The 14,312-nt window shown below is 64.1% G+C and carries 17 protein-coding genes; 9 read left to right on the forward strand and 8 right to left on the reverse strand.

All coding sequences use genetic code 11. The features are described from left to right. Positions 1-53 precede the first annotated feature (53 nt). Positions 54-530 (reverse strand): succinate dehydrogenase hydrophobic membrane anchor subunit, encoded by a 477-nt coding sequence (locus G6N68_RS04365; protein WP_163708345.1) that lies wholly within the window; start codon positions 528-530, stop codon positions 54-56. Beyond that, on the reverse strand, positions 527-865 hold the full coding sequence (sdhC, locus tag G6N68_RS04370) for a succinate dehydrogenase, cytochrome b556 subunit (RefSeq protein ID WP_240355665.1): 339 nt from the start codon (positions 863-865) through the stop codon (positions 527-529). Before sdhC ends, G6N68_RS04365 begins: the two co-directional genes overlap by 4 nt. A 257-nt stretch (positions 866-1,122) precedes the next feature. Between sdhC and G6N68_RS04375 the strand changes: the two genes are divergently transcribed. The 8 genes from G6N68_RS04375 to G6N68_RS04410 all read left to right on the forward strand — a co-directional run bounded on the left by G6N68_RS04375 (position 1,123) and on the right by G6N68_RS04410 (position 7,466). Further along, positions 1,123-1,527 carry a cytidine deaminase gene (locus G6N68_RS04375; protein ID WP_163708352.1) on the forward strand — a complete coding sequence of 135 codons (405 nt, stop codon included), beginning with the start codon at positions 1,123-1,125 and terminating at the stop codon, positions 1,525-1,527. Further along, the gene (locus G6N68_RS04380) at positions 1,520-2,827 is read left to right on the forward strand and encodes a thymidine phosphorylase (protein WP_163708354.1); all 1,308 of its coding nucleotides are present in this window, start codon (positions 1,520-1,522) and stop codon (positions 2,825-2,827) included. The genes G6N68_RS04375 and G6N68_RS04380 overlap by 8 nt, the downstream gene beginning before the upstream one ends. Continuing rightward, on the forward strand, positions 2,824-3,912 hold the full coding sequence (locus G6N68_RS04385) for an adenosine deaminase (protein WP_163708357.1): 1,089 nt from the start codon (positions 2,824-2,826) through the stop codon (positions 3,910-3,912). Before G6N68_RS04380 ends, G6N68_RS04385 begins: the two co-directional genes overlap by 4 nt. Positions 3,913-4,170: 258 nt before the next feature. Then, complete coding sequence (locus G6N68_RS31950) at positions 4,171-5,061, forward strand: PE family protein (protein ID WP_371871533.1); 891 nt, start codon at positions 4,171-4,173, stop codon at positions 5,059-5,061. A 57-nt stretch (positions 5,062-5,118) separates the two neighbouring features. Beyond that, positions 5,119-5,394: a PE family protein gene (locus G6N68_RS04395; protein WP_163708360.1), complete on the forward strand. Its 276-nt coding sequence runs from the start codon at positions 5,119-5,121 to the stop codon at positions 5,392-5,394. Positions 5,395-6,102: 708 nt separating this feature from the next. Continuing rightward, on the forward strand, positions 6,103-6,246 hold the full coding sequence (locus tag G6N68_RS04400; protein ID WP_163708363.1) for a hypothetical protein: 144 nt from the start codon (positions 6,103-6,105) through the stop codon (positions 6,244-6,246). 198 nt (positions 6,247-6,444) lie between these two features. Beyond that, a complete protein-coding gene (locus tag G6N68_RS04405; protein ID WP_240355370.1) occupies positions 6,445-6,975 on the forward strand; it encodes a PE family protein in 531 nt (176 codons plus the stop codon). A 5-nt stretch (positions 6,976-6,980) separates the two neighbouring features. Continuing rightward, positions 6,981-7,466, forward strand: coding sequence for a PE family protein (locus G6N68_RS04410; RefSeq protein WP_163708369.1), 486 nt, complete (start codon positions 6,981-6,983; stop codon positions 7,464-7,466). 37 nt (positions 7,467-7,503) lie between these two features. Here G6N68_RS04410 and G6N68_RS04415 read toward each other — a convergent pair whose 3' ends face one another. The 5 genes from G6N68_RS04415 to G6N68_RS04435 form a co-directional block, all read right to left on the reverse strand. After that, the gene (locus tag G6N68_RS04415; protein ID WP_163708372.1) at positions 7,504-8,406 is read right to left on the reverse strand and encodes an alpha/beta fold hydrolase; all 903 of its coding nucleotides are present in this window, start codon (positions 8,404-8,406) and stop codon (positions 7,504-7,506) included. Continuing rightward, a complete protein-coding gene (locus G6N68_RS04420; RefSeq protein WP_163708375.1) occupies positions 8,406-8,987 on the reverse strand; it encodes a hypothetical protein in 582 nt (193 codons plus the stop codon). The genes G6N68_RS04415 and G6N68_RS04420 overlap by 1 nt, the downstream gene beginning before the upstream one ends. 10 nt (positions 8,988-8,997) lie before the next feature. Next, positions 8,998-9,555: a PE family protein gene (locus tag G6N68_RS04425; RefSeq protein ID WP_163708378.1), complete on the reverse strand. Its 558-nt coding sequence runs from the start codon at positions 9,553-9,555 to the stop codon at positions 8,998-9,000. A gap of 195 nt (positions 9,556-9,750) precedes the next feature. Continuing rightward, a complete protein-coding gene (satS, locus tag G6N68_RS04430; RefSeq protein WP_163708381.1) occupies positions 9,751-11,043 on the reverse strand; it encodes a protein export chaperone SatS in 1,293 nt (430 codons plus the stop codon). Positions 11,044-11,091: 48 nt separating this feature from the next. Continuing rightward, positions 11,092-11,988: an alkaline phosphatase family protein gene (locus G6N68_RS04435; protein WP_163708384.1), complete on the reverse strand. Its 897-nt coding sequence runs from the start codon at positions 11,986-11,988 to the stop codon at positions 11,092-11,094. 93 nt (positions 11,989-12,081) lie between these two features. Here G6N68_RS04435 and upp point away from each other — a divergent pair, with 93 nt between their 5' ends. Next, positions 12,082-12,705 carry a uracil phosphoribosyltransferase gene (upp, locus tag G6N68_RS04440; RefSeq protein ID WP_163708387.1) on the forward strand — a complete coding sequence of 208 codons (624 nt, stop codon included), beginning with the start codon at positions 12,082-12,084 and terminating at the stop codon, positions 12,703-12,705. Between the two features lies 1 nt (position 12,706). On the opposite strand, the gene G6N68_RS04445 is transcribed toward upp, so the two are convergent. Then, the gene (locus G6N68_RS04445; RefSeq protein WP_163718159.1) at positions 12,707-14,308 is read right to left on the reverse strand and encodes a phospho-sugar mutase; all 1,602 of its coding nucleotides are present in this window, start codon (positions 14,306-14,308) and stop codon (positions 12,707-12,709) included. Positions 14,309-14,312: the final 4 nt, after the last annotated feature.

A 14,312-nucleotide genomic window follows, 5' to 3' on the forward strand; every position in this document is an offset into this window, starting at 1 on the left:
CGACGATCCAGAGCGTTGTGATGGGGACAAGGTGGCGCAAACATGACAGCCTTTCAGGAAATGTTCGGGTTGAACGTCATCAGTACATAGGTGCCGAGCACCAATGTGAACCCCATCGACAAGAGCAGCAGGCTGTTCAGCCAGAAACGTGTGCTGTTCTTGCGGCTGTAGTCGTCGATGATGGTGCGCAGGCCGTTTCCGCCGTGAAATTGCGCCAGCCACAGCAGGGCCAAATCCCAGAATTGCCAGAACGGCGACGCCCAGCGCGACGCGACGTAGTTGAAGTCAATACGGTAGACACCGTTTTCCCACATCAACATCACGAACAAGTGCCCTAGCGCAAGGAACACCAGCGCGACGCCGGAAAACCGCATGAACAGCCAGGCGAATTTCTCGAAGTTGGGTATGCCGGCGCGACGCCGCGGCGAGCGCGGGTTGTCCAGGCTTGCCGGACGATCGTGGCTGCGTTGCCGGACCGGCGCGAGCTGGCCCCGTGTGTTTCGGGCGCCGAGCTGGTCTGTTGTGCTCATCGGAAGTGCTCCCACATGTGGATGCCCTGCACGACCCCGGCCATGACCAGCAGCAGCAGGAAGACGACGGCGACGACCCATAGCATTAGCCGCTGGTACCGAGGTCCCTCGGACCAGAAGTCGATGAGGATGATCCGAATTCCGTTCAGTCCGTGAAACAAAACGGCGGCCACGAGGCCGTATTCCATGAGCCCGACGATGGGGGTTTTGTAGGTCGAGAGGACCTCGTTGTAGATCTGCGGGCTAACACGCAGCATCGCGGCGTCAAGGACGTGGACAAACAGGAAGAAGAAAATCGTCGCCCCGCTGATGCGATGCAGCACCCACGACCACATTCCGGGATCTCCCCGATACAAAGTCCGAGGTGGTCGCCGCTTGCGCGATGATCCCGGCGCTTTGAGGGCCGGATCCGCGGTTGCCGTCATGTCTTTTACCGCCTTATACAAACCGTCATCAAACGCTCTGGCCGGGCAACGCGAGCTTAACGTTTGCAACGTTGATGCGGTACCAGACAATCCCCTTCCGATTGTGTGTCGTGGCACAGGTTAGGGTGGCTATCTAAGGTCGACTCATTGGAGGGCGGGGTCGTGCAATGAGTGATGTTGACTGGAAGATATTGCGGGACAAGGCGATACAAGCCTCGTCCACTGCCTATGCGCCGTATTCGGGGTTCCCCGTCGGCGCGGCTGCCTTGGTTGACGACGGGCGCATCGTCGTTGGTTGCAATGTGGAAAACGTCTCATATGGTCTTGGTCTCTGTGCGGAATGTTCTGTGGTGAGTGCCCTGTATTCCAGTGGTGGCGGACGGCTGGTGGCGCTTGCCTGTGTGGACGGTGCCGGGGCCCCGTTGATGCCGTGCGGTCGGTGTCGTCAGGTCCTGCTCGAGCACGGCGGGCCGGAACTGCTGATCGACCATGCGGCCGGGCCGCGCCGATTGGGCGACCTGTTGCCCGACCCCTTCGGTCCCGACGATCTCGCCGGGAATTCCGTTGAGTAACTTCGATTTTGATGCACCGACGATCATCCGCACCAAGCGGGACGGCGGTCGGCTGTCCGATGCCGCGATCGACTGGATCGTTCAGGGTTATACCGACGGCCAGGTCGCTCCCGAACAGATGTCGGCTTTGCTGATGGCGATTGTGTTGCGCGGCATGGATCGTGGCGAGATCGCACGGTGGACCGAGGCGATGCTGAACTCGGGTGACGTGCTGGACTTCCGCGATCTGAGGTCAGGAGCCGAGCCTGGAAAGCCGCTGCCGACGGTGGGCAAGCATTCCACCGGTGGGGTGGGGGACAAGACCACGCTGGTGTTGGTGCCCGTCATCGCCGCTTGTGGCGCCGCGGTACCGAAGTCGTCCGGGCGCGGGCTCGGCCATACCGGCGGCACCCTGGACAAGCTCGAATCGATCGCGGGCTTTACCGCTGAGCTGTCCGATCAGCGGGTGCGCGAACAGCTGTGCGACATCGGTGCGGCGATCTTCGCCGCCGGCCGCTTGGCGCCGGCCGACAAGAAGTTGTATGCCCTGCGCGACATCACCGGCACCACCGAGTCGCTGCCGTTGGTCGCCAGTTCGGTGATGAGCAAGAAGCTGGCCGAGGGTGCCGGCGCGCTGGTGCTCGACGTGAAGGTCGGGTCGGGCGCATTGGTGAAGACCGAGGCGGAGAGTCGCGAGCTGGCGCAGACCATGGTTGAAGTGGGCGAGGCGCACGGGGTGCCGACCCGCGCGCTGCTGACCGATATGAGTTGTCCGCTGGGTGCGACCGTTGGCAATGCGCTCGAGGTGCAGGAGTCGCTGGACGTGCTCGCCGGGGGCGGTCCGCCGGACGTCGTGGAACTCGCACTGCGGCTGGCGGCCGAGATGCTCGAGCTCGCCGGCATCGACGACCGCGATCCGGCGCAGACGCTGCGCGACGGCACGGCGATGGACCGTTTTCGCCGGCTGGTGGCCGCCCAGGGTGGGGACTTGTCGCAACCGTTGCCGATTGGTCGGTGCTCGGACACCGTGGTCGCCGGCCGAAGCGGCACAATGGGCAACATAGACGCGTTGCAAGTAGGGCTGACGGCATGGCGGCTCGGCGCAGGCAGGTCTGCGCCGGGTGCGCGGGTGCAGCACGGGGCCGGCGTCCGGATCCACCGCCGCCCGGGCGAGCCGGTGGTTGCCGGTGACGTGCTGTTCACGCTGTACACCGACACACCGGAACGTCTCGGTGCCGCGCTTGGCGAGCTGGACGGCGCCTGGACTGTCGGCGACCCGCCGGAGCCGCGGCCGTTGATCATCGATCGGATCACCTCATGACCACCCCGTTGAACCTGGAGACCATCAAACAGGCGCCCAAGGCCCTGCTGCACGACCACCTCGACGGCGGATTGCGCCCGGCAACCGTCCTGGACATCGCCGGCCAGATCGGTTACGACGAGTTGCCCGCCACCGAGGCCGACGCGCTGGCTAACTGGTTTCGCACCCGGTCGCACAGCGGCTCGCTAGAGCGCTACCTCGAACCGTTCTCCCACACCGTGGCGGTGATGCAGACTCCCGATGCCCTGTACCGGGTCGCCTATGAATGCGTGGAAGACCTGGCCGCGGACGCGGTCGTGTATGCCGAAGTTCGGTTCGCACCGGAATTGCACATCGAACGCGGGCTGTCGTTCGACGAGGTCGTCGACGCGGTGCTGGCTGGCTTTGCCGACGGTGAAAAGGCTTGTGCCGCAGAGGGTCATCCCATCGTCGTGCGGTGTCTGGTCACCGCGATGCGACACGCCGCACTGTCACGAGAGATCGCCGAGTTGGCGATCCGGTTCCGCGACAAGGGCGTCGTCGGCTTTGACATCGCCGGCGCCGAAGCCGGGCACCCGCCGACGCGGCACTTGGATGCGTTCGAATACATGCGGGATAACAACGCGCGCTTCACAATTCACGCTGGCGAAGCGTTCGGTCTACCGTCCATCCACGAGGCGATCGCGTTCTGTGGTGCCGACCGGCTTGGTCACGGCGTGCGGATCACCGATGACATCACCGTGGCCCCAGATGGTCGTGTCACGCTGGGTCGGCTCGCATCGATCCTGCGGGACAAGCGAATTCCGCTGGAAATGTGTCCCAGCTCCAATGTGCAGACCGGTGCGGTCAAGAGCATTGCCGAGCATCCCTTCGATCTGCTGGCTCGCACGCGCTTCCGGGTGACGGTCAACACCGACAATCGATTGATGAGCGATACGACGATGAGCCAGGAGATGCATCGGTTGGTGGAGGCTTTCGGTTACGGCTGGGCCGACCTGCAGCGGTTCACCATCAATGCGATGAAGTCGGCGTTCATACCGTTCGACGAGCGGTTGGCCATCATCGATGACGTGATCAAGCCGCGGTACGCGGTGCTCATCGGGTAACGCATCCGATCGACGCTGCGCGTGCGGGCGATCCTTAACGTTCGACACCGCACCGCCGCCCTCTGTCCCGTAACCGCGGTGCTCGCCCTGTTTGTCGCGGGACGCTCGCACTCGCACTCGAATCGCAACCATCTTGCGAGACTGGTCCAATGTTGACGTTATCTGGATCACTTTTGGTTCTAAGTTCCAAATGATGAACTATACATGCTATTTATGTAGCTGGTGACGCTACATCGGTACCAGGACTCATTACCTGCAATGGGCGAAGCGTCCGCGCCGGATGGATTGGTGATAGGCGGGAGGGCCGAGATGTCACATGTGATGGTGGTTCCGGAGCTGATCGAGGCGGCAACGGCAGATCTAACGAGTATGGGTTCGACGCTCGGCGCCGCACACCTGGCGGCGGCGGGTCCGACAGTGGGGGTGTTGCCCGCCGCCGCGGACGAGGTGTCGGCGGGCATCGCCGCCTTGTTTTCCCAGCACGCGCAGGAGTATCAGAAGCTGGCCGAGAAGGCGGGGGCGTTCCACGAGGAGTTTGTGCAGCGATTGACCGCCAGTGCCGGCGCTTACGCGAGCGCCGAGGCGGCCAACACGTCGTTGCTGCAACCGTTGAGCGCGGCCGCCGACACGCTCGCCCGCGTTGCCGCAGCCGTGGACCCGAAAGTTATCGGTTATTTGAAAATGGTGCCGGATCGTCTCGGTGCTCTGGTTGTTGGCTTATGGGATACGTTGATTGATTACATTGAACTATTTCCTAGGCGCCCGCTCGACGCTGTGCTTCTTTTCTCGTTGACCATGCCAATCGGCTCTGTCATTGCTCTTGGGTGGGCCTTTTCGCCGTTGGTTCCACTCTCGCTACATCTGCTGGCTGCGGCGCTTACCCAGCCGCTAGTTCCCTTAATAGGGTCAGCGCTGGTCAACGGAATGGTTCCTCTTGCTACGGCTCTATCCAATGCTGCGGCTCCGCTTACTGCGGCGCTATCCACCGCTGTAGCTCCTCTTGCTACGGCGTTGTATGACGCGACGAGTTTCTTTTTCGCAACATTCCCCTTCGTTCCGGTAGTTGTGCTTCTGGCGGCGCTTTCTCCGCTGCTTTTTTTGGAATTGGCCTTGACGTTCTACTCGGCCACTGGGGGTACGTACCTGTAACGGCGGACGGGCCCGTTGGGCGTCAAATGCGTTCGTAAATATCCGTAGGGGTGGGGCATGTCTCACGTCATGGCGGCACCGCGGTTGCTGGAGGTGGCGGCGGCGGAACTAGCCGCAATCGGTTCGTCCCTCGAGGCGGTGCACCTGAAAGCGGGGCTCCCGCTCGAGCTGGCGCCTCCCGCCGCTGACGAGGTGTCCGCGAGCATTGCACGTCTATTTTCTCGTCAGGCTGAGGATTACCAGAAACAGGCCGGCGAGGCGGCGGCGTTTCACGAGAACTTTGTGCATCGCTTGACCGCTAGCGCCGAGGCTTACGCGAGTCGAGGTTGCTAACGCGTCGTTGTTACAGCCCTTGGCTGGCGCGACTGATTCGCTTGCCGGGGCAGTAATAGCCATAGATCCGATAGCTGCTGCCTACTTGGAAATGGTATTAGTCCGTTCGGCAGCGATGATTACTGGACTGCCTAATCTGATCGTGGACCTGTTAGTCTCGCTGCTCACTGCCAACCCGATTGCCGCTCTAACCGACGCAGTACTTAGCGTGACATTCTTACCCGCGGTCCTGTTTCTTTTTGTTGTATCCCCCTGGGGCCCCTTTCACTGCATGCGCTCGAAACGCTAGCTTTGCAGCCTTGGGTCACGCAGCTGGTCGCACCTATGCTGCCTATATTCGCGTCGAGTCCGGGTCTGCAGATGCTGGCTCAGCTGGCCTTGTCGCCGAGCGTCCTCTTGTTGTTTGTGTACTTGTTCACGGGTGGGACAGCGTTATAGATGGCCATATCGCTTATCAAGCATCGCGCCATTGGCTGCGAAAGTTCGGATTGGTGGATCGACGCGCGTCTAGCTTGCATTACTCCTAGCGGGAGCGACAGGCCAGCGCCGCCGAGTCAGCGAAATTACCTAGGGAGCAGTCGTAGCCCCGGCGAATCCGTACGACCCGCGCCTGGCGGATTTACGCGTTCCAACCGATGGAGGGGACGGCGGAAGTTGGGACATTCGAAGTGTCCAAGTCTTTGAAGCACTTCTTGAAGGGATCCGACCATGAAGTTTCGCATCCGCACCGTCTCCGGTTCAGAAACCGGCTCGACCGAGCGCCGCAGCCGCCACCAGCCGCGCCACCAAGCCGCAAAGCGCTACTCGTTCCTCGATGACTCCTGCATGGCGCGGGCGATGAACCGACTCTGAGAATATTAGTTGCGCGAATGTCAATATTCTTCCGATGAGAGACTAACAAGGCCAAGTGCGGGCGAATGTTGCAATTATGGAACTGACATGTCATTCTGGTGGCAGTATGGCTCCATCTCGACGCGGAGGCTTATCGGCGGCGACGTGAGTTTCATACCGACACTCGAGACCCGGTAGGAGGGCGATATGTCTCACGTGATGGTGGTGCCAGAGCTGTTGACCGCTGCGGCCACTGACTTGACGGCTATCGGTGTGACGCTGCAGGCGGCGCACCGCGAAGCGGCTTCGACGCTCGCGCTGGCCCCGGCTGCCGCCGACGAGGTGTCTGTGAATATCGCCAGCCTGTTTTCTCGACAGGCCGAGGACTATCAGCAGCTGGCCAGCGAGGCCGCGGCGTTTCACGAGCAGTTTGTGGAGCGGCTGGCAGCCGGCGCAGGTGCGTATGCGAGCGCGGAGGCCCTCAACGTCTCCTTGCTGCAACCGTTCGCCGAAGCGCTTGGTACCGCAGGCGCAGCTGTTGCGCAAGCGGTGCCGCAATCGCTTGACGAATTGGGCAGCCTGTTGTTCACCTCTTTGCTCAGCAGCTTTATCTTGATCCTCTTAATATTCCTCGGGATTCCTGCGGTGCTATTTGTCGGGGTTCCCCTGCTGCTATTTCTTGCCGCTTTCCTTTATTTCAACCCGAATCTCGTGCGGGGATTCGCGGCACTCGCAAATGGAAGGGGCTAAGCGACATGTCTCACGTAATGGTGGTTCCGGAGTCGATGAAGGCAACCGCAACGAATCTGGCGACCATTGGTGACACGCTGAAGGCGGCGAACCTAGAAGCGGCGGAGCCGACGCTCGCGATGATGCCCGCTGCCGCCGATGAGGTGTCCGCGAGTATCGCCTACCTCTTTTCCCGACAAGCCGAGGAATATCAGAAACTCGCCGGGGAGGCAACCGCGTTCCATGAGCGGTTCGTGCAGCAGTTGACAGCAACTGCAAATACCTACGCCAACGCCGAGGCTGCAAACGCCTCGCTGCTTCAGTCGTTGGCGGCTACTTCGGATTCTGTTGCCGGTGGTGCTGTTGCAGCCTCTGAGAACGCTTTGGTCGACTTACAAACTATGCTAGTCGGGTTTGTCGTAAATGCTCTAATTCTGGCATTATTTTGGCCGCTTATCATACCCGGCCTATTCTTCTTGTTTTGGTGGCAGAGCATCTTTTTCAGGTCATGATTCGCCCGATTGCGGCTTTCGCAGAATCCTATGGGCTCTAAGGGCGGGTGTCGATGTCCGGCGCACAGGCGGCAAAGATCGCGTCCCAGTCTTCGATGCCGAAATGCCCCTTCCCATGGGCCCAGTGAAAGTCGACGCCCGGGATCGCACGTTGGTAGTACTCACCCATCGAGCGCGGCACAAAGCTGTCCTGATCGCCCAACCAGATATGAGTGGGCACCGCGACCTCGCCGATGTTGAATCCCCACGGCCGGTACTCCAAATACGATTCGTAGGCCCCACCGCGGCTGCCCTGCCGGAACGCCTCCAACTGCATGGCGCGGAAATGGCGAAGGAAACTTTCGTCGCGCAAGTGACGCTGGTCGACCGCGGGCACCGTAGCAGTCACTATTCGGCAGAACAATCCCGGCGAGTACTTGGCGCACCAGCCCATCGGCGCGAAGAGGGCGGCGAACGGGTGCGGTCCGAGATGCGCCGCACGCGCATAGAAGCTGTCCGCGGTATTCAAGCTGTCCATAATCTCCGGCGTAGCGAGCGGCCCCCATGGTCCGAGCGCGCCGATGAACTTCAGTCGTGACGGCGGGACGAAGACGCCGCAGGCGAACAGGTGCGGCCCCGCTCCCGAGTGCCCGACCACGCCGAACTCGTCCAGCCCCAGCGCGTCGGCCAGCGCGCACACATCGGTCGGCCAATCGCGGAAAGTGCGCCCCGCCTGGAAGGTGGAACGACCGAACCCGGGGCGGTCAACGGAGATCAGCCTGAAGCCGTTGCGCCGCGCGGCACCGTCGACGAAGGCCGCCTCAAGACGCGAACTTGGCGTCCCGTGAAAGTAGAACGCGGGGTAGCCGGCGGGGTCGCCCCACTCGAGGTAGGCCAGAACGCGACCGTCGGGCAGCGTGCAGAGCTCGGCCTCGTGATTGCGGATGCGCTCGGGCAGCATCAGCGAATGCCTTTCAGAAACGCGCGTCCGCGCGGCGACAAGCGGTAGCCGACATCCAGGCTGATCGTCAGACCGAGCTCCTTGAGCCGACGCACCCTCCGCTTGAACCGGGGTACGTCCAGGCCCTCGCCGGCCGCCAGGTTCGGAGCTCGCACGGCCTCGTTGTCTGCGATGAGCCGCAGGTAATGCCGAGTCCACGGTCCGGAGTCACTGGCGGCGTCGAGCCGGTCGAGGCGGGCCGCAATCGCGGCAACGTCGGCCGCCGTCAATGCGTCGTCTGCCGCCAGCGCGGGACGCTCGTCGGCGCCCAGGAATGAGACGGAGATGAGGTAGGTGTGCTTGGCCGGCCGCCGGTCCAACTCGGCCTGCGCGGTCGCCACATCGGGATAGCCCGCGGCCCGCGCCTCGCGCTCGGTCACCTGGTAGTCGGCCGAGTGCTCGACGACGTCGTCGATGCGGATGGTGCCGGCCATCGTCCGCTGCGTGCCACCGGGTTTGGCTCGCGGAGCGTCCCAGCGCCGCAAGACCAGGGTGATGCTGCCGTTCGCGATGCCCTCGGCGGTGGCGCGGTTGAGCAGCACACGGGTGATGTTATGTAACGGTCCAACCTTCGAGGAAAGGCAGGAACAAGATCTTCCAGAAATCCTCTATCGGGAAGGCCCTTGGGAAAAACGCGGACAATATTATGTAGAACGGCAGAAACGACACGGCTATCGGGAGCCATAAGGGCCAGAACAGGAACAGGAAGATCTGGTTGAGGACGCTATCGATGAAGTTGTTGATGGCCATGTTCAACGCGTCGTACCAGGGAATTCCGGTACCGGCGGCCGGCGCCGCTTCGGCGATCTTCGGCGCGAGCAGGGATGCATTGGCGGCTTCGGCGTTGGCGTAGGCGTTGGCGGTCGCCGTCAACTGCTGCACGAACTTCTCGTGGAACGCCGCTGCTTGTCCAGCCGCTTGCTGGTATTCCGCTGCGTGTTGGGCGAACAGCTGCGCGATACCGGCCGAAACTTCGTCGGCAGCCGCGGGTAACAGGATGCCGGTCTGAGTTGCCGCCTTCAGTCGTGCTGCGTCAACGGCCGAACCGATTGCCGCCAAATCCGTTGTCGCCGCCTGCACAGACTGCGGCACCGCGATCACGTACGACATAGTTTCATCCTACCCAACGGCCGGCCCCGTTTCCGGCGTAGAGGATTATTTTGTCCGACGCGTCGCTTGCTGGCTATAGCTTTCGCGCCCTTTGTACCGGGGCTGCCCGTTCAGCGAGAGTGAACGGTATGACGCGACACAACCAAGATGCGTCGCCGGACTCACACTCGATGCAGCCGGCGTCGCGCTAGAGCGCTATTCGCGCCGCAGTCGGCCTTCCACGAAGGCCTCCAGCCTCTCCCACTCGCGCACGGCTGCGGCATACGGAGGCTTGGGCTTGGGTGCAGAGTCGGGGTCCAACACGTGGGCGACCAGCTTGCCAAGCGCCTTGGTCGGCTCCAGCGCCTTTTCGACCGTGCTCTCCTCCGAGTAGTCACCGATGTCGCGCAGCAGTTCGACGGCCAGCTCCAGTTGGTCACGGTCCACCGCGTCCGGCCCGTCGGCGAAGTCGTCGGCAAGGCCGCTCAACACGTAGACGTTGTCGTCGGTGACGTCGACCTGCAGCGACCCGTCGGTCGCGGCGGTGCGGATGTCGTCATAGGTCGCCAAGTCGGACAAGTCGTGGTCGTGCTCGTCGGCAAGGTAGCGAGCCAAAGCACGCTCAGAGGTGAAGACGCTGATCCGGCCGTTGCGGCCCAGGAAGATCGGCTGGTCGTCCAGGTAGCAACGCAGGGTATAGAACGTACCGGCCCCCGTCATGATCCGGATCGGGTCGATACCCACCTGCGCCCAGAAATCCTCGTCGCTGCCCAGGATCACCGTGTCGGCGGCCGCGCGTTCTTCCTCTTCGTCTTCGTCGTCGGTGTCCTCGTCCGCGTCCTCCGCCTCGTCAGTCTCGTCGGCCGCCTCGTCGGTTTCGGTGTCCTCGGACTCCTCTTCCTCTTCTTCGCGTTCCTCTTCGAGCTCCTCGGCGGCCTTCTCCGACAGCTTCTCGTCGACCTCCGGAATGGTCGCGATCTCATCGATGGCGTCGAGCACATCGTCCCAGCTGCGGGCGATCACGTCGGCGATTGCGTCCCAGCGCTTCTGGCCCGCCTTGCCGGTGAAGTTCCCGATTCCGCCGGACACCGTGCCCAAGATCGGGTTGCCGTTGAAGAATTTCGACACCGCGGGCAGCTCGCACACCGAACCGATGGACGACACGATCGCCAGGGCGCCGGCCAGCGCGGCCACCGACTCCTCGGTCGGCTTTTCGGCCAGCAACTCCTCGACGACAACGAGATCGAACTCCTTGTCGGCGGCCGGCTCGAACTTGTGCGCGTGCGCCTCGGTCAGCCGCTGCCACCCCGGGTGGTCCACCAGGTCGTTGTCGGTGCCGCTGCGGACGAAGGCGACCAAGTCCGCGACATTGTCGAAGACGTACAGGTCTTCGTCCTTGCCCAGGAATGCCTCCCACTCGTCTCCAGCGTCGCGCCAGCGGGGTGCCCACACCGTGTAGCGGTCACCCTCGGACAGGCTCAGGCGGATGGGCACGAGGTCAGCAGCCATGCGGCAAAGGATAGCGACGACCCGTCCGCGGCCCCGTCCCCGGTGGGGTTACGCGGCCCAAATGCTGGCGATCGGCGGGGCGGTCGCCGCATAACCCGTCTTGGGCAGGCCGTACATCTGCTCCAGTGTGGACAGCACGTTGTAGTGGCTGATCGTCTCGTTGTAGGTGCCCGGCTGGATGTGGGCGCCGTAGAACACGGTCGGGATCTGATTGCGGCTGTGGCCGTCGTCCTCATCCCAGGTGACGATGAGCAGGCTGTTGTTGGCCCGGGCCCAGTTGGCGTACGCGGAGAAGTTGCGGTTGAGCCAGGCATCGCCCTGGGCAATCGAGCCGTCGTGCATGTCGTTGTCGCCATTGGGAATGACGAACGCCACCGTCGGCAAGCTGGCGTAGTTGGCCGGACTCGGAAACGCGGAGAACGGCACCGACAGCGTCGGCGGCACATTGGTGAAGTTGACCCACGGCACGTGCTTGCGTCCGTACTTGCCCGCGGCGCACACCGTCGAGCCGACGGCGGGCAGGTCCTCGGCGTAGCCCACGAACGTGCGGCCGGCGGCGAGCAGTTCGGAGGCCAGGTTGGGCGCCGCGCCGGCGTTGACCGGGCAGGCGTTCTCCTTCAGCCCGAAGGTGTCGCCCGCGAACAGTGCCAGGTAGTTCGGCTCGCTCGGATGGGTTTCGGCGAACGACTGCGCCATCATGGCGCCACCGGCGGCCAGCGCATTGATGAAGGGCGCCGACGGGTTGCCGATGATGTTGGACTGCGACCGGTTTTCCTCGACGACGATCACCACGTGCGAGTAGGTAGGCAGCGGCGCCGCGCTCAGCGTCACCGGTGGCGCGGTGCGCGCGGTGTCGAACCCGCCCGCGGGCAGCGTCAACGCCACCGCGCCGAGAACCGCCAACGCCCGATATGCCCTGGTCAGAGGCTCCCGCAACCGCCGCATGCCGGGAGTATATGGGCGGATCCGTGGCGTGCTGGGGATGGAAGTTCGCGTGTCAGGCGCCCTGCATCCGATCGTTATATAAGGTCACACCCCGTGGACGTGCACGTCATAGACCATCCGCTGGCCGCGGCGCGGCTGACCGTCCTGCGCGACAAGCGCACCGGTAACGCCGCCTTCCGGGCAGCGCTGCGTGAGCTGACGCTGATGCTCGTCTACGAGGCCACGCGCACTTTGCCCAGCGAACCAGTCCAGATCTGCACGCCGCTGGCCGAGACGGTCGGGTCGCGGCTGGCCAAGCCGCCACTGCTGGTTCCGGTGCTGCGGGCCGGACTGGGCATGGTCGACGAAGCGCACGCGGCGCTGCCGGAGGCGCATGTCGGGTTCATCGGCGTTGCCCGCAACGAGGAAACGCATGAACCCGTGCCGTATATGGAGTCGCTGCCCGACGACCTTTCCGACCTGCCGGTGATAGTGCTCGACCCGATGCTGGCCACCGGGGGTTCCATGACGCATACCGTCGGCCTGCTGCAGCGCCGCGGTGCCGTCGACATCACCGTGCTCTGTGTGGTGGCCGCGCCGCAAGGCATTGCCGCACTGGAAAAGGTGGCCCCGAACCTGCGACTGTTCACCGCGGCCATCGACGACGGGCTCAACGAGATCGCCTATATCGTGCCCGGTTTGGGCGACGCTGGGGATCGCCAGTTCGGCCCCCGGTAGGTCACCACCGCTGTATCTCTGCGACGAGTTGCCGGCTCAGGGCCTCGGCCCGCTGCCGGGTTGCTGCCAAGTCTTCGGCGACCGCGCAGCGAACCTCCGTGTAGCACTTGAGCTTTGGCTCGGTGCCCGACGGGCGCACCACCACCCGGACCGAGGCGTCCGCGTCGCCGCCGGTGAAGATCAGCGCATCGGTGATGTCGTCAAGGGTCGTGTCGAAGCCGGCCAGCCGACGCGGCGGATCCGCGCGCAGCCGGCGCATGATGTTCGCCGCCTCGACGACATCGGCGACGCGACGTGGCGCCGCGGCGACCTGGTGCACCCCGTACCGCCGAGCCAGCCGATCGAGGACGTCGGAAACGTTGTCGCCCTTGGCTTTCAGGCTCGCCACCAGATCGCACACCAACACCGCCGCGCTGATGCCGTCCTTGTCGCGCACGGCGGCGGGGTCGACGCAGTGCCCGATCGCCTCCTCGTAGGCGTAGACCAGGGTGCCGCCGGGTACGTCAGCATCGGCGCGCGCCAGCCATTTGAATCCGGTGAGGGTCTCCACGTGGACGGCGTCATGGTCGGCCGCGATGGCCGACAGCATGCGCGACGACACCACGGTACTGGCGACCACCCGTGTCCCGGGTTGCCGGCCTTGCGTGTCCGACAGGATGTAATCGCCTAATAGCCAACCGGTTTCGTCGCCGGACAGCATTCGCCAGCCCGCTTCCCCGGACATCCCCAAGGGGATTCCGACGGCGCAGCGGTCGGCGTCGGGGTCCAGGGCGATGGCGACGTCGGCGGCGACGTCGGCGGCCAGGGCGAGCAGTGCGTCGGCGGCGCCGGGTTCCTCGGGATTGGGAAACGCCACCGTGGGGAAGTTCGGATCGGGAGCGAATTGTGTTGCGACGGTGTGCACGTCGTCGAAACCGGCGCGCCGGAGCGTCTCGACGGCCACCGCACCGCCCACGCCGTGCAGCGCCGTCAGTGCGATGCAAACCGATCCGCCGCCGCGTCGCACGCCGGCCGCGCGTTCGATGTAGCGCTCGACGAGATCGGTGTCGGCGGGCGCGACAGGTGCGCGGGGTATCTGGTCGGCCGGCGGTGCCGCGGCCATCGCCTCCTCGATGTCCCGGTCGGTGGGGGAGATGATCTGCAACCCGCCGTCGAGGTACACCTTGTAGCCGTTGTCGGCGGGCGGGTTGTGTGAGGCGGTGATCTGTATGCCGGCGGCCGCGCCGGTGGCGCGCACCGCGAACGCCACCACCGGGGTGGGTACGTGGCCTGGCAGTAGTAGCACCGAAAAGCCGTGCGCAGCAAGAACTTCAGCGGTCGCGGCGCCGAACTGGGCCGACCCGTGCCGGGCGTCTCGGCCCACGATCACCCGTTGACCGGCCAGGCCGCGTCGGCTGAGTACCTGGGCCACCGCCCAGGTGGCGCGCAACACCACTGCCAGGTTCATCGCGTCGGGACCGCCGCGGACCGGCCCGCGCAGCCCAGCGGTGCCGAACTTGAGCGGACGCGCGAACCTCGCCGTGAGTTCGTCGGCGTCGCAAGCGGCCAACTCGGCTGCGGTCACCGGGTCGGGATCGTGCGCGATCCAGTCTTCGGGCTTCACTGGT

It is taken from the genome of Mycobacterium bourgelatii, assembly GCF_010723575.1.
GTDB classification, from domain to species: Bacteria; Actinomycetota; Actinomycetes; order Mycobacteriales; family Mycobacteriaceae; genus Mycobacterium; species Mycobacterium bourgelatii.

What these genes read in the sequence shown, in the direction of transcription:
- sdhC (WP_240355665.1), bottom strand. Translation starts at nt 865, where the DNA reads ATGTGGTCGTGGGTGCTGCATCGCATCAGCGGGGCGACGATTTTCTTC.
- G6N68_RS04395 (WP_163708360.1), top strand. Translation starts at nt 5,119, where the DNA reads ATGTCTCACGTCATGGCGGCACCGCGGTTGCTGGAGGTGGCGGCGGCG.
- G6N68_RS04435 (WP_163708384.1), bottom strand. Translation starts at nt 11,988, where the DNA reads ATGCGGCGGTTGCGGGAGCCTCTGACCAGGGCATATCGGGCGTTGGCG.
- G6N68_RS04410 (WP_163708369.1), top strand. Translation starts at nt 6,981, where the DNA reads ATGTCTCACGTAATGGTGGTTCCGGAGTCGATGAAGGCAACCGCAACG.
- G6N68_RS04425 (WP_163708378.1), bottom strand. Translation starts at nt 9,555, where the DNA reads ATGTCGTACGTGATCGCGGTGCCGCAGTCTGTGCAGGCGGCGACAACG.
- G6N68_RS04400 (WP_163708363.1), top strand. Translation starts at nt 6,103, where the DNA reads ATGAAGTTTCGCATCCGCACCGTCTCCGGTTCAGAAACCGGCTCGACC.
- G6N68_RS04365 (WP_163708345.1), bottom strand. Translation starts at nt 530, where the DNA reads ATGAGCACAACAGACCAGCTCGGCGCCCGAAACACACGGGGCCAGCTC.
- G6N68_RS04375 (WP_163708352.1), top strand. Translation starts at nt 1,123, where the DNA reads ATGAGTGATGTTGACTGGAAGATATTGCGGGACAAGGCGATACAAGCC.
- satS (WP_163708381.1), bottom strand. Translation starts at nt 11,043, where the DNA reads ATGGCTGCTGACCTCGTGCCCATCCGCCTGAGCCTGTCCGAGGGTGAC.
- G6N68_RS04385 (WP_163708357.1), top strand. Translation starts at nt 2,824, where the DNA reads ATGACCACCCCGTTGAACCTGGAGACCATCAAACAGGCGCCCAAGGCC.
- G6N68_RS04415 (WP_163708372.1), bottom strand. Translation starts at nt 8,406, where the DNA reads ATGCTGCCCGAGCGCATCCGCAATCACGAGGCCGAGCTCTGCACGCTG.
- G6N68_RS04405 (WP_240355370.1), top strand. Translation starts at nt 6,445, where the DNA reads ATGGTGGTGCCAGAGCTGTTGACCGCTGCGGCCACTGACTTGACGGCT.
- G6N68_RS31950 (WP_371871533.1), top strand. Translation starts at nt 4,171, where the DNA reads ATGGGCGAAGCGTCCGCGCCGGATGGATTGGTGATAGGCGGGAGGGCC.